Source organism: Erwinia wuhanensis, assembly GCF_030484085.1.
Classification (GTDB): domain Bacteria; phylum Pseudomonadota; class Gammaproteobacteria; order Enterobacterales; family Enterobacteriaceae; genus Erwinia; species Erwinia aeris.
On sequence record NZ_JAUJUH010000004.1, the window covers coordinates 192,746 to 219,315 of the forward strand.

Below are 26,570 nucleotides of genomic sequence, written 5' to 3' on the forward strand. Positions count from 1 at the left end.
AATGTAAATAAACCAATTTTTAGATAAACGTTATTTATGCATTTGCCGCACGTTAATCATATGTTAAATATATATCCACCTTCAAATCAGCATTTTATCTTAGTTGAATCAGAGCTATTTCTATTGAAAGGTTGGCAGTTCAAATAATGAAGAATGGACTAATTTTAACAAAAGCGGGCAGGATACGTGATGCACTGCCGATGAGTACCGTGGAATTTACCACCGGGTTAAAAAGAGAGTGTTTTGTATTATGGTCTTCGCCGCAATTCAGGGCAGACGAGCTTACCAAAACGCCTCTTTTTCCATCAGATGCAGATCTTGTTGAAAGTAAAAATTCAGATTTACACGGGGCTTTATTATCGGCGCATTTCGAGGCTGGCCTGTGGCCCGTAGTCTATCAGGGTGAGAATAACGGCCATTTAATCCGCCACGTCTGTCCGATGATGAAAGCAGAAGATAAAATCAGTTCTCAGGGAGGAAAGTATGATTTTTATCCGCACGTCGATAATCCCGATCTGCCGATTACCGGAGAAACGCCGTTTTCAACCTTAGGTAATTGTCCCGATACGCTGACGCTTCTTTGTTTACGAAAAGAAGATAATGTCAGGACCAGTTTACTGAAGCTGGATTCAGTCATCGCCCTTCTGTCTGAAGAAACAAAATTTATTCTGACGCAGCCGTTTTTTAAAGTCGACAGGCCGGCAAGCTTTGAAGGAAATGCTTCTGTAGAAGGCGTCCCTGTTCTTGTAGCAGAGAGCGGCGTATGGTACTCGCGCTTCGACTGGCACAATACCAGCGGCATGAATCCTGAAGCAGAAAACGCGCTGAAAATTATGCGTGAACTCACTCTGGACCGAAGCCTGTGGTTTGATGCGCCGCTCAATCCCGGCGATGCCATTACTTTTTTAAACCAGAGAACCATGCATACCCGAAATGCATTTCAGCCACGTTTTGACGGCACGGACAGATGGCTGCTGCGGGTCTTTGGTTTACTCAATCGTCCGCTTAACAGTCAGCTGCTTGACGCTGCAAACTGCCTTCATCACTTACGCACTATTTAACGGAAAGAAGTATGCCTGAATTATTTAATTCCTCATTTTTTATTGAGGGAAGCCTCATTGCCCACTATTTTTTTATTGGCTTAATTCTGCTGGTCGCAGCCTCTTTTGTCGCTGGTTATATTGATGCCATTGCCGGTGGAGCGGGTCTGATTCTTATTCCTGCCTTTATTTTAACCGGGCTTCCTCCGCAGCTCGCGCTCGGTCAGGAAAAATTAGTCAGTACCATAGGCACCATTGCAGCAATAAAAAACTTTATTAAAAACAAGTCAGTAATATGGAGTGTCGTACCAGCCGGTCTGATATCTGCGCTCGTTGGCGCCTATGTCGGTGCCCGGGTAATACTTTTATTACCTGCTGAGGCGCTATCTCTGGTTATCGTTGCGTTGCTGCCTGTCGGCTTACTGGCCGCCACCATCAAAGGCAGGGTAAAAACCACGGCGCAATCTGCAGGTAATGCCTCGTTTCTGGCCGTGTTCCTGGTTTGCTTTACCGTGGGTTTTTATGATGGTTTCTTCGGGCCGGGCACGGGGAGCCTGTTTATTATTGCGTTGACGGTAATTAATAAGTTTGGGCTTTTACAGGCCTCTGCTACCAGTAAAATATTCAATTTCTCTTCAAATATCGGCGCGTTTGTGGCTTTCGCCATTGCCGGAAAAATGGCTTATCTTATCGGCATTCCAATGATCGTTGCCAGTCTGCTGGGCAATCATATTGGCAGCCTGCACGCGATACGCACTAACGGTGAAATAATAAGAAAAGTTCTTTTTGTTTCCGTTGGCGTGATGATGATTACTTTACTGGTTAAATATTTTACGGGTTTTTAATGATGAAAAATTGTGCTGAAAATATCACTTACCGTTTGGCAACCCACGATGATATCGCCGGAGTTAAACAGCTGCTGGAGCGGCATCACGTTAAGAATCTGAATAGCGACCAGCGTGAGAACGGCTTTGTTACTACCGATATGACCGAGCAGCAGCTACAGGATTTAAGCGATAGAGAGAACGGCGTGACCATTGCTTACGATGAAAAAGAGAAAAAAGTCGTTGGCCTGTTATTAGGGGCATCATGGGTTTTTTTAAAACCCTGGCCGATGTTCGATTATATGGCGAGCATTCTTAAAGATTATTCGTTCAATGGCGAGGCGCTTTCCGCCGATACTTCCTATCAGTACGGGCCTGTTTGTATTGATGTTGCCTACAGAAGCCAGGGAATTGGCGAGAAATTGCTGGCCCATCAGCGTAAGGTTTTTGCCTCTCGTTATAAGCACACCGTGACTTTTGTTAATGTGCTTAATCCTCGCTCTTACGCTTTCCACCACAGGAATAATTTCGAAGACTTAGGCTTCTTCGAATTCAACAGCAATAAATATTATATGCTGGCCATTAACACCGCAGAGTAAAAAGCTTTTCAACCCGGCCCTGGCGACGTCAGGGCTTTAGTCTGAAAGTGAATTGTCCGTACGGCCACAGAAGCAAAAGAAAGTGACAAATTTATTAATAAACCTTATAAATTGTTTTGTGCCGATGGTTTGGTTTTTAGCATGGGGTATTAAATGAAGTTAAATGAACTTCTTGCGTTCGTAACGGTTGTGGAGACAGGAAATATTACTCAGGCCGCCGAGCGTCTGAATCGCGTGCAGTCGAGCATTTCACACCGAATCAGAAGCCTTGAAGATAATCTGGATGTCACCCTGCTCGACCGGAAAAGCGATGGCTGTTCGCTGACGGCGCAAGGCCAGATACTCTACGACTATGCAGTTAAAATACTGAACCTCGCGGATGACTGTAAAAGCAACATCTTCCACTCCAGAAGCAGCCAGGTGAACATGCGTATTGGCATAATCGAATGCCTGCCCGCGTGGGTGATCAGTTCAATGATCGACTCAGGTTACGATCTGGGCTGGAACATCGATGTGTCGATTGGCAATACTATCAGCCTGCTCAACGCTTTCGATCAGAATGAATATGATACAGTAATCATTGGTGCCGGTTTCTCTAATGCGCAGCATACGCGGTCGACTTTGCTATCCAGCGAGCTGGTCATCATTACAGAAAAGGATTTTCCGACCATCACGGATATCTCCACGCTGGATGACGAAGTTTTTATGCTTAGCAGCAAAAAGTGTGCAACCTCGACCCGCAACTATACCACTTTGTTCAAAGAAGGCCGTATCACCCCAAGACGAATTGTCGAGTGCGGCTCTTATCCCGTGCTGTTTTCAAGCGTTGCTGCGGGTAAAGGCGTCTCTCTGGTATTGCGCTGTTCAATCAGCAGCGAGGTACAGAACAAAATTAAAATCCATGAGCTCTCCGGCCAGTTTAACGACTTCAGAATCGAGCTCGTTTACCGTGCCGATTGCGCTAACCTGGACAGCACGAAATTCAGAAGCGTGATGACATCCGTTTTTCAGGATCCCCGTCTGCACAATCCCGGTCATTAAGACCTGGCCTTTCCGCCAAAGCGCATACGGACTTCCTGCTGAGCCAGCAGGAAGTCCGTAATCTGCTACATGCTCTCAACCTGAATAACCGAGCTGTTTGTTGATCCCGTTGCCTTAAGTTATGAAGGCTTACGCACAATGACCAGCGCCTTGGTTCGGCACTTTTCCAGAATCAATTTCATCACTGGCACTTCAAAATACTTGTACATAAATGACGCCAGCGAAACGGAGAGCACCAGCGCAACGGCGATCAGCGCGATACCTTCCGGCAGGCTGAATTTTCTTCCCGCCGTAAGGTTTAAAAAATAGAACAGTACTAAAAAGTGAACCATATAGAACGCATAGGATATTTCTCCCAGCCATACCGAGGTCTGATTATTCAGCACGGTCTTTCTGGTTTTCAAATCATCGCCAGCCATAGAGATAATCAACAGGCAAACAGGAATGATGAATACCACGCTCATGCTGAACTGGTAGGGAATATACATTGAGCCGACGTAAGTCGCCGCCAGAATGGCAAGCGAGGCCGTTTTACTCAGCACCAGTGCCCGACCGTTAATCAACAACCTGGCGGCAAACATACCGGCGAGAAACTCAAATATACGCGCCGGGGGAAAAATATATGACACCCAAAAATGCTGCTGCGAAATCGGAAATGCGCCCATCATGTGGTTCGGCTCAACCCAGAGATAAATGCCGGTCTGCACCAGCAGGGAGGCAGCAGTAACGGCGATTAATCCGGGCAGGTCAAATTTTGCCGGTATCGCTTTCATGACCCTGAAGAGGAAAGGAAAGGAGAGGTAAAACATCGCTTCGATGCACAGTGACCAGCTGGGGCGGTTGCCCACAAAGAAATAATGTACATCATCAAACCAGGTATTCAGCAGCAGCAGGTTCACGGACCACAGCTTATATTGATAAAGGCTGGTCGCGCCAATAATAAACGCCATCACCCAGGTGAGGCAGTGGGTAGGATAGATCTTGGCAAAACGACGCAGATAGAAATCGCCAGGCGTATCGTTATTTTTCGCTGACCATACCATGATAAAGCCGCTGAGTATGAAGAAGTAGGAAACGCCGAGCCAGCCCGCTTTCCCTACCATCACCGTAAAGATGTGCTGGATGTTGGCATCAGCAAACGGCGCCAGATCGCTTGGCAACGATGAATGAAATAAAAAAACTAAAAAGGCGGCCCAGAATCTGCTCCCTGTTAATGAGGGAAGTTTAGGCAGCCTGGGAAGTTCTCCTGGGCCCAGCGATTGACCGTCATTAAAATGATTCACCTCGCCGCAAGCGGCATTAACACCTGTTTCTCTATTAAGCGCAGAATTCATTATATTCCCTATAAGGATAGTATTGAGATACCAAAATATATTCTGAAAGATAGCGATATGCAGAAAAAAGCAGCGATGACAAAGCAGCCTGAATAAATACTGCCTTGCCATTCGATAAAACAATTATTTTCAGAGCATGAAGCTCATTACGTTTTTTTATTTTTTAATATTGACGACTCCGTATCCTGAATTGCCCTTTTCAATATGGCCAAAGCCGTATTCTCCGAAATGCATGCCGCCAATAAGAACGCGATCGGAGCTGACCATATCGAGCACGCGAGAACGAGTTTCTGCCGCCATCTGAGCGTCGTAATCAAAGGCGATCGTCACTTCCGGTTTCTGCAATTGAATGTGCGGAAAATGTACAATATCGCCCCAAATCAGCAGGCTCTCCTGACTGCCTTCAATTCTGTAGCCCGTATGGCCCGGCGTGTGGCCTTTCAGCGGCATGGCAAAAATACCGGGCAGTACCTCACCTTTATCGAACGGGCGAAAATTCTGCTGATACTTTTCAAATATGCTGCGCGCCAGCAGGAAATTCCCCTTAACCCGATCGGCGACCGCCGCAAAATTTTTGTCATCCTCCAGATAGCGATATTCCTCATTATTGATCACCAGTTCGGCATTGCTGAAGACCGCTTCACCTTCCGCATTGAGCAGGCCACCGATATGATCGGGATGCGCATGTGTCAGCAGCACCGCGTCGATATTTCCCGGCTCCAGCCCCATTTTTGCCAGGTTAGCCACCAGCCCGCCTCCCCAGCCCTTAATGCCGCCGGCTCCGCTATCGATAAGAATATTTTTGCCCTGGCGGCGCACCAGGAAAGTATTGATATGCACATCGTTAAGCCCGTTTACCCGTGCGCCATTCTGAATGTTTTCGCACTCTGCTGCGTTGACGTTAGCCAGCATGCCAAAGTCAACCTGCAGATAGCCGTCGCTCACCGCAGTAATCGACATATCACCGAGTTCGAGGGTGGGAAATAGTGTACTCATAGCCTGTTCCTTAGTTTTTTACACAGATGTTATTTACGTCATAAGAGAAACAGCGGATCCTCGCAACGACCCCCATTTTCTCCCTAATTAATTCATCAACCTGATGCAAAAATTCTTCCAGTACCGGCGCGGTACGAAATGTTTCCTGCCTTAGCTTTGCTTCAAAGTATACCGGCGTACCAAAACCTATTTCGGCCGTAAGGTAACTAATATGAATATTGTTTTCTTTTGCCTTTAATACCTTCATAGCAATATGAGTTAACGAGGCTGAAAATTCCGCAAAGGCATCGTGGTTAATGCGATGGGCCGCGGATGTATAAAGGGTAATACTGGGCATTTTACCTCGCTCCTGCGAATGGATATTTACGCTGCTTTCAGTGGGATTAATCTCATGCTTTTTATAACGTCAGGATTGACCACCGTACCGAGTTCAGAACATCCACGGCGAAGCCCATCGATCAGTTCCATTCCGCGCGTCACTTTGCCAAAAGCGGTGTAATTTTGATCCATAAAGCGCGAGCGGGCGGATGTGATAAAAAACTGATGGCTGGCACTGTGCGGATGTCTGGATCGGGCCATGCCGAGAGTGCCGCGTTCAAACGGCAGGCTGTTAAATTCTGCCGCCAGTTTCGGTAGCCTTAAATAATCCAGGCCAGTCTCTTTTACCGGATCTCCCGTTTGTGCCATAAAGCCTTCAATAACTCGCGCGAACGGCATGCCGTCATAGAATCTGGCCTGCACCAGAGTTTTAATGCGATCCACGTGATTAGGAGCCAGCTCGGGAAACAGGCTTATGGTTACCGTTCCACTGTGCAGCTTCATTTCAATGAGATCATGACGGTTATTTGCCCGGTTAATCATGCCGGGCAATATCAGCGCCCCGGCACACAGGCCCAGGCTACCGCCAATGAACTTCCGACGATTCATAGTGTTACTCCAGTTGCGCGGCCGGATCTTGCCGGGCATAGTTTGCTCAGCCCGAACCTGCCTCAGGATGGCTTATCGGCACCAATAAACGAGAGAATTTCATTCGTAAGGGCATCAGGCTGCTCAAAATTGGGCAGGTGTGCCGCCCCAGGTATGGTGTGCAGCTCTGCGTGCCATTTTTCAGCCAGGCGTCGCGCATAATCTGGCGGCGTGAGCAGATCGTCCGCACCTCTCACCACTACCGCCCTGACGCGTGGAAAAGTCATATTGGTCAGATCGGTATCGGCGATGGCATAAGAACAGCCGGCGAAGGCTTCAACCGTGGTGCGGCGCAGCATCTGCTTCATGCCGTCTGCGTAGGGCGAGTCGATAAACTTCGGCGTGACCCATTTACCCAAAATACCCGTTTCAAGATGTTCAACACCGTGGTGAAAAACATCTTCCGCTCTGGCTCGCCAAAGTGAAGGCGGAGCGGCATTGACCAGCGAGGTATCGACAATCACCAGTCCCTGTACACGCTCAGGTATCTTGAATCCGATCCACTGCGCGATGGTTCCACCAATTGACACTCCCGCAACCGAAAACTCAGTGATGTGCAGATGGTCCAGCGCGGCGATGACATCGTCGGCCAAATCGGCCATGGAGAATGGCAGCGCGTCGATTGCGCTTAAACCGTGGCCTCGAATATCCAGCCGCACCACGCGATAGCGTTCGGTTAAACGCGGCATTTGCAAATCCCACAGGTGCAAATCCGTGCCCAGCGAATGAAGAAGTACCAACGTTTTCGCATTTTCTGGCCCCTGCACGTCTACATGCTGAGTTATTTTAAGCGGCCGAATAAACATTCAATACTCCCCATTTTTATTTTTTCTTTCTCTTCGGTTCCATCGCTTGCACTATTTGAATTTGCAATATTTACTTATGGAATCCGTGAATTTTTTTGAGCTGCAGGACTATGCTGCCGCTCTTATTAATAGGGTAATCCGGCCGTTTGCCCTAATGGATAATTTCGATACCGCTATCGAAATTATTGAGTCGCCCCGAAAATTCGCACCGACGCTGATGTTAAACAGCACCAAACGGATAGCTTCTCCTGCCAGGATAATATAAGTAATCAAAAAATATTCAGCCCGATCTCCCGATTTTTTTCGTAATGCTGCCCATCTCATTAGCCATCTTCCATTTTCAGAATATCGCCAGAATATTCATATTTTCGATGAAGATCTCGATTTTATTCGCTGGCGTTTACCTGACGTGAAAAATAACATCTGGCGAACAAGACCCGGCGATAACTCACAGGTTAATGCTTTATTTTAATTCTCTGCATATAGCCGTAGCGGATCGCCGTTGCTGATTTCCTTTAAATCTGTTTTAGCGTATGGGATAAATTATGGCGCAGGCCGAATTTGATAAAATAATGGTTGAACTGGTTGATTATGCCTATGAGCAGTCAACCTTTGATGATGAGACTTTGCGCCTGGCGCGTTTCTGTCTGCTGGATTCCGTCGGCTGCGCGATTGCCGCCTCCAGCGATGACGACTGCTTAAAACTGATGCGCAGCGCACAGTTCAGTAAGAGCAGCGAGGGTGTTCCGGTGATGGGGACCGCCCTGAAGCTGGGACCGATTGAGGCTGCCTTTCAAATCGGGTCGATGATCCGCTGGCTTGAGTATAACGATACCTGGCTGGCGCAGGAGTGGGGACATCCCTCCGATAACCTGGGCGCAATCCTGGCCGCCGCAGCATGGCATAGCCTGACAGACGGTAGCCAGCAGGAACCCGATATGGCAGCCGTATTAAATACGCTGATTCGCGCCTACGAGATCCATGGCGTGCTCTGCCTGTCTAACTGCTTTAACGCGCTGGGCATCGATCATGTTGTGCTGGTCAAGCTGGCCTCGGCGATCGCCTCAGCTCAGCTGCTTGGCCTGTCAAAAGCGCAGGCGCTAAGCGCCCTTTCCAACGCCATTATCGATGGCCATTCTCTCAGAACCTACCGGCATGCGCCCAATGCAGGCACGCGTAAATCCTGGGCGGCGGGTGACGCGACAGCACGCGGGCTTCAGCTGGCGCTGTTCGCTCAGACCGGCGAAATGGGCTATCCCTCCGCGCTTACCGCCAGCCGTTGGGGATTTGATGATGCGGTTTTACGCGGAAAGCCCTTTAATTTGTCACGCGGCCTCTCCGACTTTGTTATCAAAAATATCCTGTTCAAGGTTCCCAATCCTGCGGAATACCATGCGCAGACCGCAGTGGAGGCGGCGATTAACCTGCGCGAGCGGATAGTCGCCGCCGGATTCTCGCCCGAAAGCATTGAATATGTCCGCGTGGAAACGACGCGACCGGCCATGCAGATTATTGATAAGTCAGGGCCGCTTAAAAACGCCGCCGATCGCGATCACTGCCTTCAGTACATGATTGCGGTTGGGCTGCAGACCGGAAATCTCACCGTACAGGATTTTCACGAACCGCTCGCCGCCGATCCGCAGCTGGATGCACTACGCATGAAAATTACCTGCACCGAGCGGCCTGCTTTTACCGAGAGCTACTACGACCCGGAAAAACGCGCCATTCCCAATGCGCTTTACCTGAAGTGTCGCGGCATGACGGAAGAGATCGCTGAAACCATCCACTATCCGCGCGGCCATGTACGTCGTCGTGGAGAGTGTTTCGATGCGCTGCTGGCCAAATTCCATCTGAATCTTTCAGACAGCCCGCTGCGCAACCGTGCGTCGGTTCTGGCCGACACCCTGATTTCTGAATCAAAGCTGGATGCGATGCCCGTTACCGACTTCCTGAAGATGTTCTCATGGCTATAGATCCCATAAAAACAACATCCGTTAATTTATTTCGAGGTGATGAAGTGAAAAAAGCAATACTGGTTGGCTGCGGCGCGGAGATCGGCGCAAACCTGCTGATTCAAAACGATCCGGCAAAAGATGGCTTCGCTATTCAAACCGTGGTGACCAATCCGCCGTCTTTAGATAAGCATTATCCGGACCTGCGCCCGATTGACGGCATCATTGCCCGCCTGGCGATGGCGCAACCCGGCATGCAATCGCGTATTGAGATTATTAGCGACAATACGCTCAACATCGAAGGTCGCGAAGTTCACTTCTTCTTTGGCAATTTAGCCGAAGAGCTTCCGCCGCAAAGCGGCCGCTTCGACATCGGTTTTATCGCCACCAGCAAGCTGGATATGGACAGAAACAGCCCGGTTGCCCGTAATATGCTGGAGCTCGCCGACGTGGTGCTGGGCGTTGCAGAGGCAAACGAGCTGCCGAGCATTTATGGCTGCCTGGAGGATCTGACCAGCGATGAGATCGGCACCATTCAGCGCCGGGTGGTTGATTCCGGGATGTACTGCCTCGGCTCCTGCCAGACGAACGGCATGCATGCCTCGCTACGTGTCGTGACCGAGGCGCTGAAAGCCGTTCATTGCAATGCCTCGCATATTATTTCGGTAGAAACCGATATTGTGCATCCCGATACGCCTAACGGCGTGCTCGGCACGCGATCTTTTGAAGGGCGCATGCAGGACGCACGCGACAATCTGCGTCCCAGCTTCTCGCAAATCGCCATGAGTCAGGAGAAAGTTATGCCCTGGGCGCCGCTGGTGAATACCGTTTCACTACGCGCGCCCGTCCACGCGCCTGGCTATCAGATTAACCGTTTTATCGTCCGGGACAGCGGCGCGTTAAGTCTCGATCTTATCAAGACGGCGATCGAGCGCGTGAGTGAAACGCATCCGCACGTCGTCAGAGCATCCCAGACGCCTTTGGGCAGCCGTGCCTATGCCTGGGAGCGCCGCTGCTCCACCATCCTTTCCGACAAGAATCACCTACTTATCCTGCGTCCGGCCTGGCTGGCAGAGCAGAATTTAAGTGAGATTATCGTTCAGTCATTTGTAAACAATACGGTTGGCTATAGCGCAGTCGTTCGCTCCGTCGCGCGCAGCGTCGCGCTTGGCCTGCCCGTCGCCACTTTCCAGGGGATTGAAAAATGACACGCTCCCACACGGTCGATCTGTTGAGTTCAGGCCTTGTCGTTAAGACGGCCAGCTCCGCCACGTTTAACGGCAAACTAAAAGCTGAAGTCGATCAGATACGCGCGCTGCACGATATTTACCCGGATTTGATGGTTCCGGTATTGCACGACGGGCTGGCCGCCGGACGGCAGTTCTATATTCTGGAAAAGATCGACGCCCTTCCGCTGTCGAAAATCGTGTTTGACGACGGGCGCCCGCTGGCTGAACGCAGAACAATTGTTATCAACGCGCTGGAAAACGTTCAGCGAGCCATCGGCATGGAGCTGGATAATCAGCTGGCGACGTTCGACGATATGCCGGCCAGGCTACGGGAAGAGTGGGAAGGCGCGCGTTTCGCCCATGACCTGTTCGATAAGCCGATTCTGCTTAACGGGGCGAGGTGCAACCGAACCGCCCGCGAGATCGTCGAAAAGTCGCTGGAGCTGGCGCGAACGGAAAAATTCAGATCGGTGGAAAAAGCCCACTTCAATTTTCACTTTGGCAACGTGCTTTACAACGAGGAACAGGCGCAGACCCGCTTTATCGATCCCGATTTTTCAGTGCGGGGACTCGATCCGCTTTTCGGTTTCTCCCGATTTGCCTTTTCTTTTTGGCACGAACTTGCCGCCGAAGTGAAGGATGCGGTGAAAGTGGTGCCGATGGCTGACGCGTTGATGTTCGTGCTGGCGAAGCCCGACTACGGCAACATTCTCGGTGCCATCCCGGAGCTGGGAGGCATTGCCGGGCTGCTGCCGCTGATGGGCGAAAGCATGCGGAATCGGTTCTACGTGCTCACCACCTACTGCTTCCTGAGAAGTATCCGCATCAACGGCAGTAAAACGCTCTGGAAAGCCCCACGCTCCCCTATGGTAGCCAGCCCGGAAGAAGTGCTGATGCTGGGCCTGGTGGCTTACCTCGAAGGGGCGAATGTTGAAACTGAAAGTCTCTGTGCATAATTTTCACCCACTACAGGATGTTAAGGCATGTCGTTGGTAAGCAGCAGTACCCTGGAACAGGGATTTGAGGCCCCGAGACGCTATCTGGCGGCAGCGGCTATTTTAATCGGTGTGATCATGGCGGCGCTCGACAGCTCCATCGTTAATATCTCGCTGCCCTCAATCGCCGCAGCCTTACAGGTGGATTCAGCCTCTGTTATCTGGGTTACCAACGGCTATCAGGTTGCCAGCGCGGCGGCGATGTTGATTTGCGCCTCGCTGGGTTCGAGGATTGGGGAGCGGCGCTTCTACACGGCGGGAATGATTCTGTTTACGCTGGCGTCGCTGGGCTGCAGCCTCTCCCCAACCTTTGGCGTTCTGGTGGCGATGCGGGTGCTCCAGGGAATCAGCTACGCCGTTATGATTAGCGTCGGGCTGGGACTTTATCGGGTTATCTTTCCGCCGCACATGCTGGGCACCATACTGGGGCTGAACGCGCTGGCGTTTGCGGTGGGAACGGCGATTGGCCCTGCGCTGGGCGGGCTGATCATCTCTTATCTCTCGTGGCCCTGGCTGTTCTATATCAATCTTCCGCTGGGGGCGCTTGCCATCGTGTTTTCGTTTGTCTCTCTGGGCGTGGATGCGGAGAAGGAAAAAGGCTTCGACTGGGGAGGCGCGATAACGTCGGCCGCTGCATTAGGCCTGATGGTTGTCGCAGTCGATCAGATCGGCCGCTGGGATAGCCGCACGCTCGTGCTGTGCGGCGTCGCATCGGCAGTGCTGATCGCCATTTTTGTTAACGCGCAGAGGCGTTCAAAACATCCGCTGCTGCCTTTTGATATCTTCCATTCCCGGCAATACACCTTTGCGGTGCTCTCTTCCGTCTCCATGTTTGTGGCGCAGGGGATGGCGCTGGTCGGGCTGCCGTTTGTTCTGCAGCACGCCTTCCACTATTCCGTGCTGGAGGCCGCGTTTATCTTTACGCCATGGCCGATTGCCGTAGCCGTCTGCGCCCCGCTTGCAGGCAGACTTTCTAACCGTTTAAATCCGGCGCAAATTTCTACCGTCGGCGTGGTGATTTTCTGCCTGGGCCTGGGGTCGCTGGCGCTGCTGCCGGAAGCCGCCACGGTCAATGATTTCCTGTGGCGGGTGGCGGTTTGCGGGATCGGCTATGGGCTGTTCCTGCCGCCGAATAACAAAGAGATGTTTTCCAATGTCGCCGCGAACCGTACGGTAACCGCCTCTGGCGTTTTATCAACGGCGAGAACCGCCGGCCAGTCGATCGGCGCGGCGCTGGTGGCGATGGTCATTGCCCTGCTTAACGGATTGAGCGACCCGGCCGGAATGCGGTTCGCCGTCTGGGTATTTGGACTGGCCTGCCTGATATCGGCGCTGTCGGCACTTTCCAGCATGCTGCGCCTGCAGCGATAGCGATTGAGCCACTTCGCAGGAGGTGGCTTTTTTATCTCCTTTTCTTGCTTCAGCGGGAGATTAAAATAGCTTATCGATCCTTCACTTAGAGGGCTTCACATCTCGTAAAAATAAGATTAATCTTAACTGTTCGTTTTTTTTAAGGTTTTTCAGCATGAAAAAATTTCTGGGATTCGCGTTATTTTTTGCCGCCTGCGCGGCTAATGCCGCTTTTGTTCATCCAATGGATTTCGACGGTTCAGAAGCGCAAAAAAAAGGAGTGATTGAATATATTCAGGCCAAAGTTAAGAAGGATTACTGCGAAGGCAGCATCGATATGTGCCAGCCGACCACGCTTCGCATGATGGAAAAGCAGAATCTTAACGCCTTCAAACATCTCACCGCGGCGAAAGATCGAACCATTCTTAACAAGGTCATCAGCGATTACTGCAAGGGCTCAATTGATATGTGCAGTTATGTGACGCTGGATATGATGTATAAGCAGAATCTCAAAGCCAGCAAGGAATCGCTTTCCTGGTAAGCGACAAGATAACTATTATCACGTAATACTTATTTTTGGACGCAATGCCATGACCTCTTCCCGCGCCTCACTCCCCTCATCCTGCTGTATCGCAGGCGCGGGCCCTGCCGGGCTGATGCTCGGTTATCTGCTGGCCCGCAACAGCATTCCCGTCACCGTGCTGGAAAAGCATGCCGATTTTCTGCGCGATTTTCGCGGCGATACTATTCATCCCTCTACGCTGGAAATTATCTGGCGGCTGGGCTTTCTGGAGGAATTTCTGGCGCTGCCGCATCAGAAAGCGGAAAGGCTCTCCGGCGAGATCGACGGTCAGGAAGCCACCATGGCGGATTTCACCCGTCTTCCTACCCAATGCAAATACATCGCCTTTATGCCGCAATGGGATTTCCTGAACTTTATCAACGCGAAGGCCGCAGAACTGCCGGGCTTTACGCTTATTCATAATGCGCAGGTTGATGGGCTGATCGAAGCACAGGGTAAAGTGTGCGGTGTTAAAGCCACCATTGACGGTGAGCAGCAGGAAATTCGTAGCGAGCTGGTGATTGGCTGCGACGGCCGTAACTCGGCAGTGCGTAAACATGCTGACCTGGCCGTACAAAATTTTGGGGCGCCGTGCGATGTGCTGTGGTTGAAAATTGCCAAACTGCCCGACGATCCTGAATAGTCCGTGGGACATCGCGGGCCGAAGAAGCATTTTATTATGATCGATCGCGGCGATTACTGGCAGTGCGGCTACTCCATTCCCAAAGCGAGCCTGGAGGCGCTGCAGCAGGCCGGTTTGCCTTCATTTCTGGAAACGCTGGCGGAGGCATCGCCTTTTACCCTCGCGCGGCTGCGACAGGAAGTAACGGACTGGAATCGGGTAAAGCTGCTGGAGATCCGTATCGATCGCCTGCAGCAGTGAGCAAAGCCGGGACTGCTCTGCATTGGCGATGCGGCCCATGCGATGTCGCCGATTGGCGGCGTTGGCGTCAACCTGGCGATTCAGGATGCCGTTGCCGCTGCCAATCTGCTCTCTGCACCATTAAAGGCCGGTTCGCTTACGCTCAAAGATCTGCAAAAGGTGCAGCGTCGCCGGATTTTCGCCACATGGGCAACGCAGTCGCTGCAAATCATGATAAGCAAGGCAGGGCAGAAACCGCGCCGCAAACCGCCCGGTAACATGGAGAAGTGGCTGCGCAAGCGGAAGTTTTTGCCTTTCCTGTTTGGCCGCCTGATTGGCATCGGCTTTTATCGCGAGCTGCCGAAAGAGCCGCAATAAAAAACGAGATTGTTGACAAAGTCTGGTCAGGTCAGCGGCAAGATCGAGTCTGTGCAGGGAACACGGTCAGATCGGAAAGACGCAAAAAACGTCGTCCCTGACAGCTCGACCCACGCCGTCCATGGCGCGGGACGCTTTCCTCCTCTGCTTGTGTTCCCTGCACCTTGAGTCTATGGGGTGCTGCCAGATTCACCCTGTTCCAGGTTTGTCAGTACGCTAAACGGCCCTTTCGGGCCGTTTAGCGTACTGAGCAAAAAGCGGGCTCAGGCGCCGGAAGGTCGCTGCTGCCGCTATTACGCTACGGCCCTCTTTGCAGCCTTAGAAAGCAGAACAATTAATTGCCATGCTGATCATCCGCTGATGAAACGCTACAAAACTGCTCTTATTTCTAATTAAGTGAAGTAAGGGTTAGCCTGTTAATAATAAAAACACACGCCTTTTCTCATAGCGCTAAAACCTGCCGGACTATGCTAAACCGGTTGCCTGTATCGGCTTGCCGCAGCGCAGCTTTGCCAGCACCAATATGAAACATTAGTGCTGTCCGGCCCGATGTAGTTTGATCTTCTTCCTGACCAATGATAACAATTATCATTTATTGAGTTAGCCGGACGGTCCTGAATGAACACCTCTACCCCTTCTTCCTGCTGCATCGTCGGCGCAGGCCCGGCCGGGCTGATGCTGGGTTATCTGCTGGCGCGCAACGGCATTCCTGTGACGATACTGGAAAAACACGGGGATTTTTTACGGGATTTTCGTGGCGACACTATCCATCCCTCTACGCTGGAAATTATCTGGCGATTGGGTTTTCTGGATGAATTTCTGGCGCTGCCACACCAAAAAGCAGAGAGGCTTTACGGCGAAATCGATGGTCAGCCCGCGACGATGGCGGATTTCACTCGTCTGCCTACCCGCTGTAAATATATCGCTTTTATGCCGCAGTGGGATTTTCTGAACTTCCTGCACGCTAAAGCCTTACAGCTGCCCGGTTTTCAGCTAATCCAGAACGCAAAGGTTGACGCATTAATTGAAGAGCAGGGCCAGATCAAAGGCGTTAAGGCGACAGTGGAAGGCGAAGCGCGCGAATTCCGCAGCAATCTTGTTATTGGCTGCGATGGCCGCCGCTCCGTCATTCGAGAGCTCGCCGGTCTGGAAGTACAGCGTTTCGGCTCGCCACGCGATGTTCTGTGGATGAAAGTCGCTAAACAGGCCGACGATCCTGAATGGTCGCCAGGCCATCGTGGGCCTAAGAACCATTTTATAATGATCGATCGCGGCGACTACTGGCAGTGCGGCTATTCGATTACGCAGGGCAGCTTTACTGCTTTGCAGGAAACCGGACTTTCCGCTTTTCTGCAGCAGGTTGCCAGCGCTTCGCCTTTTTCCCTTGAGCGACTCCAGCTGGAAATTGCCGACTGGGATCGGGTTAAGCTGCTGGAGATCCGCATCGACCGTTTGCAGCAGTGGGCCAAACCTGGCCTGCTGTGTATTGGGGATGCCGCGCACGCCATGTCACCCATCGGCGGCGTGGGGGTCAACCTGGCGATCCAGGATGCCGTAGCGACCGCTAATCTTCTGTCAGGGCCTTTGAGAAAGGGTTCGCTGACGTTGAAAGATCTGGAGAAAGTCCAGCGGCGGCGCGCTTTCGCTACCTGGGCTACGCAGTCGCTGCAAATTATGATTAGCAAAGCGGGGAAAAAGCCTCGACGCAAGCCGCCCGGTCGTATGGAGCTTTGGCTGCGTCGTCGCCCTTTCCTGCCATTTTTATTCGGCAGGCTGATAGGGATGGGATTTTATCGTGAGCTGCCTGAAGAAGCGCAGAAATGAAAGCGGCCCCGCAGGGCCGCATTTAATCAGCTGGCCGACGGTGTTTTGCCTTCCTCAATAAACTCTGGGTCCAGCTCTTCGCTGTTGCCTTCGTGATCGCGTCCGGAAAGCAGGTTCCAGCAGGCAATAAACATTGCGGCAATCAGCGGGCCAATGACAAAACCGTTGATGCCGTAGATTTCCATTCCGCCTAACGTAGAAATGAGGATCAGATAATCCGGCATCTTAGTGTCTTTGCCTACCAGCAACGGCCGCAGGAAGTTATCCACCAGGCCTACAATCACCACAAAGAAAGCGACCAGGAAAATGCCTTTCCAAATTAATCCGGTAGAGAAAAAGAAGATGGCGGCGGGCACCCAGACAATAGCCGAACCTACGGCCGGCACCAGCGACAGGAAAGCAATCAGCGCGCCCCACAGCAGGCTGGCATCAATGCCGGTCACGTAGAAGGCAAAGCCGCCAAGCGCGCCCTGCACCACCGCTACCACGACCGTGCCTTTTACCGTAGCGCGGGCCACCGCAGCGAACTTCGCCAGCAGATGGTGTTTTGCATAGCGTGAAAGCGGCAGCGATTTCAGAATAATGTTGACCAGCCAGGAGCCGTCTTTCAGCAGGAAGAACAGCAGGTAAAGCATGATACCGAAGCCTAACGCAAAGCTCAGGCTGCTTTTCCCGATCAGGAACACGCTGCCGGCCAGATACTGGCTGCCCCGCAACGCAACCTGAGAAAGCTTCTGCTGAATGCCGCCCACGGTATTCAGCTGATGATCGGCCAGGTAATTTTGCGCCCATTGCGGAAGATGGTGCACCGTATTCGTCATCATTGTCGGTAGCGGCGTGCTGTTAGCCTGAATTTTGCTGTAAACGATGTTGAACTCAACCGCCAGCGACGAGAGGATCAGCGCCAGCGGCGTAATAACGATCAGACAGATAATCGCCACGGTCACCAGGGAGGCGGCGCCGTTTCTTTCTCCCATCCACTGGCGGATTTTGTTTTTCATCGGATGGAAAATGACCGCCAGGATCGCTGCCCACAACACAGCGGAATAATAAGGTTGCAGCACCTCGAAAAAAGCGACGGTCACGATAAGCAGGATTAAGAGAAAAAATCCTTTGGTCAGGCCGGGAAATCTCATTTTATGCTCTCTGAAGCAAGAATTTGCTAACGCAGCATAGAGGGCTGTGCTGGTTTTGCAATACCAGCCCAAAGATGAGGCCGTACGCCCGGCCCTTTTATCCACGCTTTTTTCTGAATATGGCTTTAGTGCCGTAAAAAAACTCTCTTTGCAGCAGCGGCATAACAAGATGCGATGGCAATCAGGCGACCTGACACACATCCCTCTCCCTGACTTCCTTCTCCGTTGCTTTTCAGCGGGTAAAAGGCTACCTTCATGTTGTCTGACATAAGGGTTGGCCTCACTTTGATAATATCGGGTGGGGCCTTTCTCTTTCTGTCCTTTGCTATGCCCGGGACCGAAAGATCCAGAGCATCCGCCGCGCAGTTTACCCCTTTCCCTTTGTTATCCCACCGGCAAAGCGCAGAGTTGCGTGACAGCTCGGCAATTCCTGCAACGGCGTCAACGGATCGCATTCCCGATCGTGGGGTCGATCAAAAAATACCGTACTGACCGTTAAAACAGAGCCGCCACAAATATAATCCGCAAGTCCATTTATCAATATTTATGGCCCTAAAAAAAAGAGTAACGTACAAAAAGAAGGGTGCTCGTGGATCATGCCGCAACAGGCGGCGGGACTACGCCCGCCGCCGGGTCGCCTTACCTTCCGGATTCGTAAGCCAGGCTGGCGACAACCTCCGTTCCTCCCTGTCTGATATGCAGTTCACACAGCGAGCCGCGCGTTATCCATGTAAATATCAGTACCGTTACACAGAAGATGAGCAGGCTCAAAAAGAGTAACTTTGCTGCCTTCATTGGCTTCCTTCTCCGTTGCTTTTCAGCGGGTAAAAGGCTACCTTTATGTTGTTGGACATAAGGGTTGGCCTCACTTTGATAATATCGGGTGGGGCCTTTCTCTTTCTGTCCCTTGCCATGCCCGGGACCGAAAGATCCAGAGCACCCGCCGCGCAGTTTACCCCTTTTCCCTTGTTATCCCACCGGCAAAACGCAGAGTTGCGTGACGGCTCGGCAATTCCTGCAACGGCGTCCGGGGAGCCAACACTCAGCTGTGGGGTCAATCAAATAACAGCGATCCGAACGTTATAAAAAGGTCCGCTATAAAATGTAAAATTTTAGTTTTTAATAATATGCACTTGGTACGAAAAGAAGGATGAAAGTACCTGAAGGTTAAAAGCTTCAGCGATGATGGCGAAACGGCTGAGTTCAGCCTCCACCGAATCTACCGAATCTACCGAATCTACCGATTCCGTTAACTCTAACGACCGCACCAAAGCCATCAATTCCAACGACTCCACCAAGTCCAGCGACCATACCAAATCTATCAAGTCCACCAAGTCCACCAAGTCCACCAAGTCCACCAAGTCCACCAAGTCCACCAAGTCCAACCACTCTACCAGGTCCAACGACTACACCAAGTCCAACCACTCTACCCATTCCAACGACTACACCAGGTCCACCCACTCCCGTTTTATCCAATTAGCCGGGCATACATCACAATTTTATCTGCACCGCTTTCGGAAACAGGGCGCCGCCGCTACAGTGGAACTCATCCGACCACTTTGATGATCGCAACTATGAGCCGCTCACTTTTTTCGCCTCTGGATTTAGGGTTCACCCAGTTAAAAAACCGTGTGCTGATGGGATCGATGCATACCGGGCTGGAGGAGCATCCCGACGGCCCGCGCCGCCTGGCCGCTTTTTATGCGGAACGCGCGGCCGCAGGCGTGGCGCTGATTGTTACCGGCGGGATTTCTCCCTCGGCGGAAGGCGTGGTCACGGCTGGCGCTTCCGTCCTCAACCATCCTGACCAGCTTGCGCACCACCGCGTAGTCACCGAAGCCGTGCATCAGGCCGGCGGCAAGATTGCGCTGCAGATTTTACATGCTGGTCGTTACAGCTATCAGCCAGGCCTGGTTGCGCCGTCCGCATTACAGGCGCCCATCAATCCCTTTAAGCCAGCCGTGCTGAGTCATGAGAGCATCCTGACGCTTATCGCTGATTTTGCGCGCTGCGCCGCACTGGCGAAACAGGCAGGCTACGACGGCGTGGAAATCATGGGTTCAGAAGGCTACCTGATTAACCAATTTCTGGCTGCCAGAACCAATCAGCGCGACGACGAATGGGGCGGCGACGAGCAGCGGCGCATGCGGTTCGCGCTGGAAATCGTGCGGGCGGTTCGTCAGGCGGTCGGCGAGGCGTTTATCATTATCTATCGCCTGTCGATGCTCGACCTGGTGGAACAGGGTAACACGCTGCCGCAGACGGTGCGGCTGGCACAAGCCATAGAAAAAGCGGGCGCGACGCTGATTAATACCGGCATAGGCTGGCACGAGGCGCGCATTCCCACTATTGCCACCTCCGTTCCGCGCGGCGCTTTCGGCTGGGTGACAAAGCAGCTGAAACAGCACCTGACCGTGCCGCTGATTACCACTAACCGCATCAATCATCCGGACGTGGCGCAGGCTTTGCTGGATGAAGGCTGCGCCGATATGGTGTCGATGGCGCGTCCTTTCCTGGCCGATGCGGCCTTTGTACGTAAGGCGCAGGAAGGCCGCAGCGATGAAATCAATACCTGCATCGGCTGCAACCAGGCGTGCCTGGATCAGATATTTGCAGGCAAGCTGACCTCCTGCCTCGTTAATCCGCGTGCCTGCCACGAAACCGAAATGGCGATCGCGCCCGCGGCAAAGCCGCAAAACCTGGCCGTAGTCGGTGCCGGGCCGGCCGGACTGGCTTTTGCGGTAAATGCTGCCGCACGAGGACATCGCGTCACGCTGTTCGATCGGGCAGCCGTTATCGGTGGTCAGTTTACGCTTGCCAGGCAAATTCCGGGCAAAGAGGAGTTCAGCGAGACGCTACGCTATTACACGCGCCAGCTGATGCTGAATAACGTTACGCTGCGGCTTAATCATGCCGTCACGGCAGAAGATCTGGCCGGATATGACCAGGTGGTGCTGGCAACCGGCGTATTGCCGCGCACGCCGGAAATCCCCGGTATCGACCATCCCAGCGTGCTGAGCTATCTGGCGGTGCTGCGCGATAAAAAACCGGTGGGCAAGCGCGTGGCGATTATCGGTGCGGGCGGTATTGGTTTTGATATTGCCGAGTATCTGACCCAGCACGGCGAGCCAACCAGTCAGAACATCACGGCTTTCTGTCAGGAATGGGGCATTGACCGCACGCTGCAACAGCCTGGTGGCCTGACAACGCCGCAGCCGCCGCAGAGCGAGCGCCAAATCTGGCTGCTTCAGCGCAGGCCAGGCAAACCCGGCGCCAGCCTTGGCAAAACCACCGGCTGGATCCATCGCGCCAGCCTACAGATGCGTCAGGTCAAGATGTGGGGCGACGTGCAGTATCTGAAAATCGACGATGACGGCCTGCATATTCTGCATCAGGGCGAGCCGGTTCTGCTGGCGGTGGATAACGTGGTGATCTGCGCGGGCCAGCAGTCCGATCGTCGTCTGGCGGAAGCGCTGGGCGACCGTCCGGTGCACATTATCGGCGGCGCGGATCGCGCGTTAGAGCTGGATGCACGGCGCGCTATCGCCCAGGGCACGCGGCTGGCGTTAACGATTTAGCCAGGCCAGCGCGGCGAAGCTTTTCCTGGCGGCGGCAACAAAAGTTATTCGCCGTTCACATCGCCAGGTTAAGCTGTCAGGACTCAGGACATCCGTTAAAAAGGTCGCCCGATGCCGCACGCTTACCATTCCACCCTGCTCTCTTCTCTTGCCTGGCTCGATCATGCTTTTCAGCCCGCTGGCGAGCCGCCGCCGCCGGAAAGCATCATGAATCGTCAGCGCCACACGGCTAATGTCCTGCTGAGCAGCGAAGCGCTGCCGGTGAAAAGCCACGAGGCCGACGGCCTGATTGCCACAGATTTGTACCCCGTTGCGGTCTATACCGCCGACTGCCTGCCGGTGCTGATCGCCGACGTGCGGCAGAAGCAGGTCGCCGCCGTTCATGCCGGGCTGAACGGCGCGCTAAAAGGCGTGCTCATTCAGGCTATCCATCGGCTTTGCGAGCGCGGTGCAACGCCGGACAGCCTGTATCTTGCCGTTGGCCCGTCGATTGGGCCGTGCTGTTATGAACTGGGCGAGGATCGCATCGCGGCTATGCGTCAGGAAAACCCGCACGACCTGCGGCCGTTGCTGGCGTACTCCACGCGGCAATATCGCAATCCGCAGGCGGTAAGAGCGCAGGCGATTGGCACCACGCAGGGCGTCTGGTTCGATCTGCCGCTGCTGGCGAAACGCATGGCGATGCGCGCAGGCGTGCCGGAAGCGCAAATCGAGCTGAGCGGCATCTGCACCTATTGTATGGCGGAAGAACAGGCGAGCTATCGCCGCAACGGCCATTTTCAGCATGGCTATCAGCAGCGATATGCCTGGATCAGGCGGCGTTAACGCAGTTTTACCGAACGCAGGATCACAAACTTTTGGTTAGAGGCGACGGTGGTGCAGTTGCCGAACAGCTTCTTCATTTTGCGATAGTAGTCGAGATGACGGTTGCCGACGATGCGCAGCTCGCCGCCGTATTGCAGACAGCGGCGCGCATCGCGGAACATCTGCCAGGCAATATGATCGGTCAGCGTGTTCTGCTGATGGAAAGGCGGATTGCAAAGCACCGCATGCAGGCGATCGGAAGGGAAACCGGCCAGCGAGTTATTGACCGCAAAGTGGCTGCGCGCCATGTCCTGCGGGCGGTTAACCTCCACGTTCATCCGGCTGCTGGCAACCGCCATCCAGGATTCATCAACGAAATGCACTTCCGCCGTGGGATTCTGCTCCAGCGCCATCAGGCCGATCACGCCGTTGCCGCAGCCCAGATCGACAATTTCACCGTCGATATTATCCGGCAGATGCGCCATAAAGAAACGCGCGCCGACGTCCAGCCCGCTGCGGGCAAACACGTTGGCGTGGTTATGAATGTGGTAAGGCGTGCCGTCCAGCGGCCAGCTGTAGGTTTCCGCGCCTGCGGCCAGTTCCGGCAGCGCTGGCGTACAGTAGATCAGCCGCGCTTTTTTCACCGCCAGCGACGTGGTGGTTTTCCCCAGCACGCGCTCGAACAGCTGTAGCGTCGAGGTATGAATATCTTTTGCTTTACCCGCCGCGATAACCTGCGTTTCCGGCGTTACCACATGGCGCAGCGCGCGCAGCTGTTGCTCCAGCAGCGCAAGGGATTTAGGGATTTTTATCAGCACGCGGCCCGGGCTGGCGGGCAGCGCGGCCAGGCTGTCCAGGAAATGCACGTCGCCTTCGTCCATGCCGTTTTCCAGCAGGTTCTGCCGCGTCGCCTGCTGGCTGATCCACGAGTCGCTGATGCTAAAAAGTTCTTCGCCCACCAGCGCACAGGCCAGCGCGCCAAAGGTGTCGTTAAAGATCAGCGTCGTGCCGTTGGCAGGCTTGTCCGCAACCTGTTGCAGCAAATATTCATCGGCGGCGTCCCACGCCTGTAACGGGCTTTCTTCACGCATCTGGGGAAAACGGTGCAGCGTCAGCGTGCGGTGGCTCAGTTCGAATTGGCTCATGGGATCTCCGGCTGGATAAAAATTCCCGCGAGTTATCCCCTAAAATGCGCCGACAGTAAATGTTTTTCTTGTTCAGGCGCGAGTTGCGACCGCTGTCACCTTTTCTTCTTTTGTCGCCGCCGTGCCGCGCTGACTTTGTTATCGCCTGAAATTGCTGATTTTTTCCTGACGGATCCGCGCTGCCTGCGGCTGCCGTCAGCTGCGGGTTGCCTGATGCTGATGAATAATAGCGAGAATGTCCTCAATGGTTGCGTTTAACAGCCGACCTTCCCGATAGGCCTGTAGCTCGGCTTCACCGCCGTGGATCGCTTTTTCCGGTCTTTCCACAAAAGTGCCGATCGGCTCAAACTTCTCATCCAGCACCACGGTAAAAGGGATCCGCACCTTATCCAGCGCCAGCGCGGGCAGCAGCGTACGTTCCGCCCGGCTTTTGCTGATAATCGCCTGGGAGATGGTCGGCTGTAGCTCGCTGATAAACTGCATCGCGGTCACGTTGCGCTGGCAGTCCGGACACCACAATTCCGCTGCGGTCAGCAGATAATAAGCGCCGCGCACCTGTTTTACCTGCTCCTTCAGCTCGCTGGAAACATACTCTTCCGAGTTCAGCTTCGCGCGCGCCTCTTTGACGGCGGCAATTTCGCCAGCCAGGCCGGTTTTGGCAAAAGCCTCAAAGCCCGCGCCCGCGCTGAACAGCTCTCTGTAATCAATCATGATGACTCCGAATCATTCACTAAACCGACAGTATGCGAAAAGGTCTTAAGGCTTGCAACGTCACGCGCCGTCGACGCAAAGATCCCCCGGCGCGGCGTCCGCATGATAAAATCCGGCTTTCGACCATTATTTATGTGGGAGCGCCTGTGTCTTTACTCTATTTACAAGGTTATCCGGAGTCATTGCTGACTCAGGTGCAGCAGCTAATCGATCAGCAGCGGCTGGGCGAAGTACTGCAAAAACGCTATCCCGACACGCACGCCATCACCAGCGACAAAGCGTTATATGACTACGCGCTGACGCTGAAAAACCAGGCCCTGCGTAACGCGCCGCCGCTGAATAAAGTGATTTACGACAGCAAAATCAAGGTAATGAAACACGCGCTGGGGCTGCACACCGCCATTTCCCGCGTGCAGGGCGGCAAGCTAAAGGCGAAGGCGGAAATCCGCGTGGCGACCATTTTTAAACAGGCGCCGGAGGCATTTTTACGCATGATCGTGGTACACGAGCTGGCGCACATTAAAGAGAAAGATCATAACAAGGCGTTTTATCAGCTTTGCTGCCATATGGAGCCGCAGTATCACCAGCTGGAATTTGATACGCGCCTGTGGCTGACCGAACAGGCGCTGCGCGGCAGAGAAAGCTAGCGCCGCCGCGACGTGCCTCCGTGCTCGCCGCGACCTGCTGTCGCATTATAAAAAGTCCTTTGCTTTCTGGATCAGGCTGGTTTTGGTAAGCGCGCCCAGAAACTTGCGCTCGACAGGATTATTCAGCACCGGCAGACGCTCCAGCGTCACCCTGGCGAAGGCTTCCCAACCTTCCGTAATGGTTTGATTCTCAAAAATATAAGGGAAATTCTCGTCCGTTACGCAGCTTATCGGCGAGTTCAGCGTAATCTCCTTATCCAGCACCTTGCGCGAAATATCGTGGATCGACACCGCGCCCATAAACTGACCGGTTTCGTTAATCACATAGACGAAACGTTCGCGCTTCAGCGAGCTCACCGCCAGCGCCTTGCCGACGGGATCCTGCGGCTGTAGCGCCGCGCCGGAAACGATAAACTGCGAGATAATGCCGTTGTCAAAATCGAACTTGGCGTCCGAACGGCTGAAATGGCGCTGAATAACCGGATAGGTGCTGCTGGATTGCAGACGGTACACCACCATAAAAGCCAGCACGCAGGCGATCATGGTTGGAAACAGCAGGCTGCTGTTTAGCGTCATTTCCAGCACCATCAGCATCGCCATCAGCGGCGCCTGGCTGACCGAGGCCAGCACCGCGCCCATGCCCACAGCGGCGAAAATGACGACGTTATCCACCGGCAGCCCGGCCAGCGCGGCCAGGCTGGCAACCACCACGCCCAACAGCGCGCCGGTCAGCAGCGATGGCGTAAACAGCCCGCCGACAGCGTTGGAGCCAACCGAAATAGCCGTGGCCAGCATCTTTAACAGCAGCAGCGCAATCAGCCCTTTTAGCATAAAGCTGCCGGCCATGATCTCCACAATCACCTCATAGCCGTTGCCGAGCACCTTAGTGCTGCCGATAGCCAGCACGCCCACCATCACGCCACCCAGCCCCAGCCGCAGCGGCAGGCTTTTAACGCGGCTAAAGCGCTTACGGCTCTGCGCGATCAGCCAAATCAGCGTCCAGCCGGCCAGGCCCGCCAGCAGGCCAATCAGCACCGTCAGCAGCATGTTTTCCGGCGTCAGCGCAAACTGCGCGTGGGCAAAAGGGTAGATGGCGGAACGATAGCCCAGCGCGGACATGGTCAGCACGGCCACGCCAGCCGAGATAATCAGCGGGATCAGCCGCTGTAAGGCGGAAATGCCGAACGCGATTTCCGCCACAAAGATAGCCGAGGCAAGCGGCGCATGATAAACGGAAGAGAGCCCGGCTGCCGCGGCCATCGCCACGACGTCCGTGTTCTTCAGCGGCAGATTTTTGAAGCAGAAGCGTCCCATCAGGCTGCCTACCAGCGCCGAAAGCTGCACCATCGGCCCCTCCTTACCAATGGACGCGCCGCTGCTGATGCTGGCGATGGAAGAGAGCGCGCGAAACAGCGAGGTTTTGGTCGGCACCGCGTCCAGCCGGGCGTTGATCACTTCCAGATAATCGGTGCGAACCGTCGCTTTCTGTTCAATAGCGGTGGCGTAGCGCAGAAAAAATCCGGCCAGTACCCCGCCGCCGCCGACAATCAGCGGCCACGTATACCAGGGCCAGACGCCGATGGCCTGGGTCACATCCTGACGGCTGCCGAACATCAGCAGATTGATGCCTTCTATCAGCAAGCGGAAGCCCAGCGTCACCAGCGAAGCCGCCAGCCCCACAGGAATAGCGACCAGCAGGCTGGTCCAGTTAAGTGCATGTTTACTGCCTGTGGACATGAATTTTTTGACCTCGCCGCCGTTAACCTGCTCTTATCGTGAGAGAGGCAGCGT

The 26,570-nt window shown here is 53.6% G+C and carries 24 protein-coding genes and 1 pseudogene; 14 read left to right on the forward strand and 11 right to left on the reverse strand.

What is annotated here, in order from left to right; translation table 11 throughout:
• The first annotated feature begins 146 nt into the window (after positions 1–146).
• From QZH36_RS11465 to QZH36_RS11480, 4 genes are all read left to right on the forward strand, one after another.
• Positions 147–1,061: a TauD/TfdA family dioxygenase gene (locus QZH36_RS11465; RefSeq protein WP_301730278.1), complete on the forward strand. Its 915-nt coding sequence runs from the start codon at positions 147–149 to the stop codon at positions 1,059–1,061.
• A gap of 11 nt (positions 1,062–1,072) precedes the next feature.
• Entirely contained in the window at positions 1,073–1,885 is an 813-nt protein-coding gene (locus tag QZH36_RS11470; protein WP_253455693.1) for a sulfite exporter TauE/SafE family protein, read from the forward strand.
• On the forward strand, positions 1,885–2,463 hold the full coding sequence (locus tag QZH36_RS11475) for a GNAT family N-acetyltransferase (protein WP_301730279.1): 579 nt from the start codon (positions 1,885–1,887) through the stop codon (positions 2,461–2,463). The genes QZH36_RS11470 and QZH36_RS11475 overlap by 1 nt, the downstream gene beginning before the upstream one ends.
• Before the next feature lie 153 nt (positions 2,464–2,616).
• A complete protein-coding gene (locus QZH36_RS11480; RefSeq protein WP_301730280.1) occupies positions 2,617–3,504 on the forward strand; it encodes a LysR family transcriptional regulator in 888 nt (295 codons plus the stop codon).
• 119 nt (positions 3,505–3,623) lie between these two features.
• Here QZH36_RS11480 and QZH36_RS11485 read toward each other — a convergent pair whose 3' ends face one another.
• From QZH36_RS11485 to QZH36_RS11505, 5 genes are all read right to left on the reverse strand, one after another.
• A complete protein-coding gene (locus tag QZH36_RS11485; RefSeq protein ID WP_253455702.1) occupies positions 3,624–4,838 on the reverse strand; it encodes an acyltransferase family protein in 1,215 nt (404 codons plus the stop codon).
• Between the two features lie 156 nt (positions 4,839–4,994).
• Positions 4,995–5,834, reverse strand: a complete 840-nt coding sequence (locus tag QZH36_RS11490) for an MBL fold metallo-hydrolase (protein WP_253455704.1) — start codon at positions 5,832–5,834, stop codon at positions 4,995–4,997.
• A gap of 10 nt (positions 5,835–5,844) precedes the next feature.
• Positions 5,845–6,171, reverse strand: a complete 327-nt coding sequence (locus QZH36_RS11495) for a hypothetical protein (protein WP_301252961.1) — start codon at positions 6,169–6,171, stop codon at positions 5,845–5,847.
• A 26-nt stretch (positions 6,172–6,197) separates the two neighbouring features.
• Positions 6,198–6,761: a peptidylprolyl isomerase gene (locus tag QZH36_RS11500; RefSeq protein ID WP_253455710.1), complete on the reverse strand. Its 564-nt coding sequence runs from the start codon at positions 6,759–6,761 to the stop codon at positions 6,198–6,200.
• Positions 6,762–6,823: 62 nt separating this feature from the next.
• Entirely contained in the window at positions 6,824–7,606 is a 783-nt protein-coding gene (locus QZH36_RS11505; RefSeq protein WP_253455713.1) for an alpha/beta fold hydrolase, read from the reverse strand.
• A gap of 545 nt (positions 7,607–8,151) precedes the next feature.
• On the opposite strand from QZH36_RS11505, the gene QZH36_RS11510 reads away from it, so the two are divergent.
• The 7 genes and pseudogenes from QZH36_RS11510 to QZH36_RS11540 all read left to right on the forward strand — a co-directional run bounded on the left by QZH36_RS11510 (position 8,152) and on the right by QZH36_RS11540 (position 16,758).
• Positions 8,152–9,579 carry a bifunctional 2-methylcitrate dehydratase/aconitate hydratase gene (locus tag QZH36_RS11510; RefSeq protein ID WP_253455715.1) on the forward strand — a complete coding sequence of 476 codons (1,428 nt, stop codon included), beginning with the start codon at positions 8,152–8,154 and terminating at the stop codon, positions 9,577–9,579.
• A 44-nt stretch (positions 9,580–9,623) separates the two neighbouring features.
• Entirely contained in the window at positions 9,624–10,766 is a 1,143-nt protein-coding gene (locus tag QZH36_RS11515) for a hypothetical protein (RefSeq protein ID WP_253455718.1), read from the forward strand.
• Positions 10,763–11,743 (forward strand): aminoglycoside phosphotransferase family protein, encoded by a 981-nt coding sequence (locus QZH36_RS11520; protein WP_253455721.1) that lies wholly within the window; start codon positions 10,763–10,765, stop codon positions 11,741–11,743. The genes QZH36_RS11515 and QZH36_RS11520 overlap by 4 nt, the downstream gene beginning before the upstream one ends.
• A gap of 27 nt (positions 11,744–11,770) precedes the next feature.
• Positions 11,771–13,153, forward strand: a complete 1,383-nt coding sequence (locus tag QZH36_RS11525) for a DHA2 family efflux MFS transporter permease subunit (protein WP_253455724.1) — start codon at positions 11,771–11,773, stop codon at positions 13,151–13,153.
• A 154-nt stretch (positions 13,154–13,307) separates the two neighbouring features.
• A complete protein-coding gene (locus tag QZH36_RS11530) occupies positions 13,308–13,673 on the forward strand; it encodes a hypothetical protein (protein WP_253455727.1) in 366 nt (121 codons plus the stop codon).
• Between the two features lie 49 nt (positions 13,674–13,722).
• A pseudogene (locus QZH36_RS11535) lies at positions 13,723–14,934 on the forward strand (FAD-dependent oxidoreductase).
• Between the two features lie 618 nt (positions 14,935–15,552).
• The gene (locus tag QZH36_RS11540; RefSeq protein ID WP_301252957.1) at positions 15,553–16,758 is read left to right on the forward strand and encodes an FAD-dependent oxidoreductase; all 1,206 of its coding nucleotides are present in this window, start codon (positions 15,553–15,555) and stop codon (positions 16,756–16,758) included.
• A gap of 26 nt (positions 16,759–16,784) precedes the next feature.
• Here the strand turns inward: QZH36_RS11540 and QZH36_RS11545 are convergent, their stop codons facing one another.
• The 3 genes from QZH36_RS11545 to QZH36_RS11555 all read right to left on the reverse strand — a co-directional run bounded on the left by QZH36_RS11545 (position 16,785) and on the right by QZH36_RS11555 (position 19,297).
• Entirely contained in the window at positions 16,785–17,894 is a 1,110-nt protein-coding gene (locus QZH36_RS11545) for an AI-2E family transporter (protein ID WP_301730281.1), read from the reverse strand.
• Positions 17,895–18,533: 639 nt separating this feature from the next.
• Entirely contained in the window at positions 18,534–18,689 is a 156-nt protein-coding gene (locus tag QZH36_RS11550; protein WP_253455735.1) for a Hok/Gef family protein, read from the reverse strand.
• A gap of 317 nt (positions 18,690–19,006) precedes the next feature.
• Positions 19,007–19,297, reverse strand: coding sequence for a hypothetical protein (locus QZH36_RS11555; protein WP_301730282.1), 291 nt, complete (start codon positions 19,295–19,297; stop codon positions 19,007–19,009).
• A 171-nt stretch (positions 19,298–19,468) separates the two neighbouring features.
• On the opposite strand from QZH36_RS11555, the gene QZH36_RS11560 reads away from it, so the two are divergent.
• Both QZH36_RS11560 and QZH36_RS11565 read left to right on the forward strand, forming a co-directional pair.
• Positions 19,469–21,472 (forward strand): NADPH-dependent 2,4-dienoyl-CoA reductase, encoded by a 2,004-nt coding sequence (locus tag QZH36_RS11560; RefSeq protein WP_253455737.1) that lies wholly within the window; start codon positions 19,469–19,471, stop codon positions 21,470–21,472.
• A gap of 111 nt (positions 21,473–21,583) precedes the next feature.
• Positions 21,584–22,297, forward strand: coding sequence for a purine nucleoside phosphorylase YfiH/LACC1 family protein (locus tag QZH36_RS11565; protein ID WP_301252952.1), 714 nt, complete (start codon positions 21,584–21,586; stop codon positions 22,295–22,297).
• Here the strand turns inward: QZH36_RS11565 and rlmG are convergent.
• Complete coding sequence (gene rlmG, locus QZH36_RS11570) at positions 22,294–23,421, reverse strand: 23S rRNA (guanine(1835)-N(2))-methyltransferase RlmG (RefSeq protein ID WP_301252951.1); 1,128 nt, start codon at positions 23,419–23,421, stop codon at positions 22,294–22,296. The two genes, QZH36_RS11565 and rlmG, sit on opposite strands and share 4 nt — an antisense overlap.
• Positions 23,422–23,616: 195 nt before the next feature.
• Entirely contained in the window at positions 23,617–24,132 is a 516-nt protein-coding gene (locus tag QZH36_RS11575) for a thioredoxin family protein (RefSeq protein ID WP_301252949.1), read from the reverse strand.
• 146 nt (positions 24,133–24,278) lie between these two features.
• On the opposite strand from QZH36_RS11575, the gene QZH36_RS11580 reads away from it, so the two are divergent.
• Entirely contained in the window at positions 24,279–24,779 is a 501-nt protein-coding gene (locus tag QZH36_RS11580; RefSeq protein WP_253455745.1) for a M48 metallopeptidase family protein, read from the forward strand.
• A 45-nt stretch (positions 24,780–24,824) separates the two neighbouring features.
• On the opposite strand, the gene QZH36_RS11585 is transcribed toward QZH36_RS11580, so the two are convergent.
• Positions 24,825–26,516 carry a chloride channel protein gene (locus QZH36_RS11585; RefSeq protein ID WP_301252947.1) on the reverse strand — a complete coding sequence of 564 codons (1,692 nt, stop codon included), beginning with the start codon at positions 26,514–26,516 and terminating at the stop codon, positions 24,825–24,827.
• Positions 26,517–26,570 lie beyond the last annotated feature (54 nt).

What these genes read in the sequence shown, in the direction of transcription:
- QZH36_RS11565 (WP_301252952.1), top strand. Translation starts at nt 21,584, where the DNA reads ATGCCGCACGCTTACCATTCCACCCTGCTCTCTTCTCTTGCCTGGCTC.
- QZH36_RS11520 (WP_253455721.1), top strand. Translation starts at nt 10,763, where the DNA reads ATGACACGCTCCCACACGGTCGATCTGTTGAGTTCAGGCCTTGTCGTT.
- QZH36_RS11575 (WP_301252949.1), bottom strand. Translation starts at nt 24,132, where the DNA reads ATGATTGATTACAGAGAGCTGTTCAGCGCGGGCGCGGGCTTTGAGGCT.
- rlmG (WP_301252951.1), bottom strand. Translation starts at nt 23,421, where the DNA reads ATGAGCCAATTCGAACTGAGCCACCGCACGCTGACGCTGCACCGTTTT.
- QZH36_RS11475 (WP_301730279.1), top strand. Translation starts at nt 1,885, where the DNA reads ATGATGAAAAATTGTGCTGAAAATATCACTTACCGTTTGGCAACCCAC.
- QZH36_RS11510 (WP_253455715.1), top strand. Translation starts at nt 8,152, where the DNA reads ATGGCGCAGGCCGAATTTGATAAAATAATGGTTGAACTGGTTGATTAT.
- QZH36_RS11505 (WP_253455713.1), bottom strand. Translation starts at nt 7,606, where the DNA reads ATGTTTATTCGGCCGCTTAAAATAACTCAGCATGTAGACGTGCAGGGG.
- QZH36_RS11500 (WP_253455710.1), bottom strand. Translation starts at nt 6,761, where the DNA reads ATGAATCGTCGGAAGTTCATTGGCGGTAGCCTGGGCCTGTGTGCCGGG.
- QZH36_RS11495 (WP_301252961.1), bottom strand. Translation starts at nt 6,171, where the DNA reads ATGCCCAGTATTACCCTTTATACATCCGCGGCCCATCGCATTAACCAC.
- QZH36_RS11560 (WP_253455737.1), top strand. Translation starts at nt 19,469, where the DNA reads ATGAGCCGCTCACTTTTTTCGCCTCTGGATTTAGGGTTCACCCAGTTA.
- QZH36_RS11530 (WP_253455727.1), top strand. Translation starts at nt 13,308, where the DNA reads ATGAAAAAATTTCTGGGATTCGCGTTATTTTTTGCCGCCTGCGCGGCT.
- QZH36_RS11465 (WP_301730278.1), top strand. Translation starts at nt 147, where the DNA reads ATGAAGAATGGACTAATTTTAACAAAAGCGGGCAGGATACGTGATGCA.
- QZH36_RS11480 (WP_301730280.1), top strand. Translation starts at nt 2,617, where the DNA reads ATGAAGTTAAATGAACTTCTTGCGTTCGTAACGGTTGTGGAGACAGGA.
- QZH36_RS11485 (WP_253455702.1), bottom strand. Translation starts at nt 4,838, where the DNA reads ATGAATTCTGCGCTTAATAGAGAAACAGGTGTTAATGCCGCTTGCGGC.
- QZH36_RS11470 (WP_253455693.1), top strand. Translation starts at nt 1,073, where the DNA reads ATGCCTGAATTATTTAATTCCTCATTTTTTATTGAGGGAAGCCTCATT.
- QZH36_RS11525 (WP_253455724.1), top strand. Translation starts at nt 11,771, where the DNA reads ATGTCGTTGGTAAGCAGCAGTACCCTGGAACAGGGATTTGAGGCCCCG.
- QZH36_RS11545 (WP_301730281.1), bottom strand. Translation starts at nt 17,894, where the DNA reads ATGAGATTTCCCGGCCTGACCAAAGGATTTTTTCTCTTAATCCTGCTT.
- QZH36_RS11540 (WP_301252957.1), top strand. Translation starts at nt 15,553, where the DNA reads ATGAACACCTCTACCCCTTCTTCCTGCTGCATCGTCGGCGCAGGCCCG.
- QZH36_RS11585 (WP_301252947.1), bottom strand. Translation starts at nt 26,516, where the DNA reads ATGTCCACAGGCAGTAAACATGCACTTAACTGGACCAGCCTGCTGGTC.
- QZH36_RS11550 (WP_253455735.1), bottom strand. Translation starts at nt 18,689, where the DNA reads ATGAAGGCAGCAAAGTTACTCTTTTTGAGCCTGCTCATCTTCTGTGTA.
- QZH36_RS11490 (WP_253455704.1), bottom strand. Translation starts at nt 5,834, where the DNA reads ATGAGTACACTATTTCCCACCCTCGAACTCGGTGATATGTCGATTACT.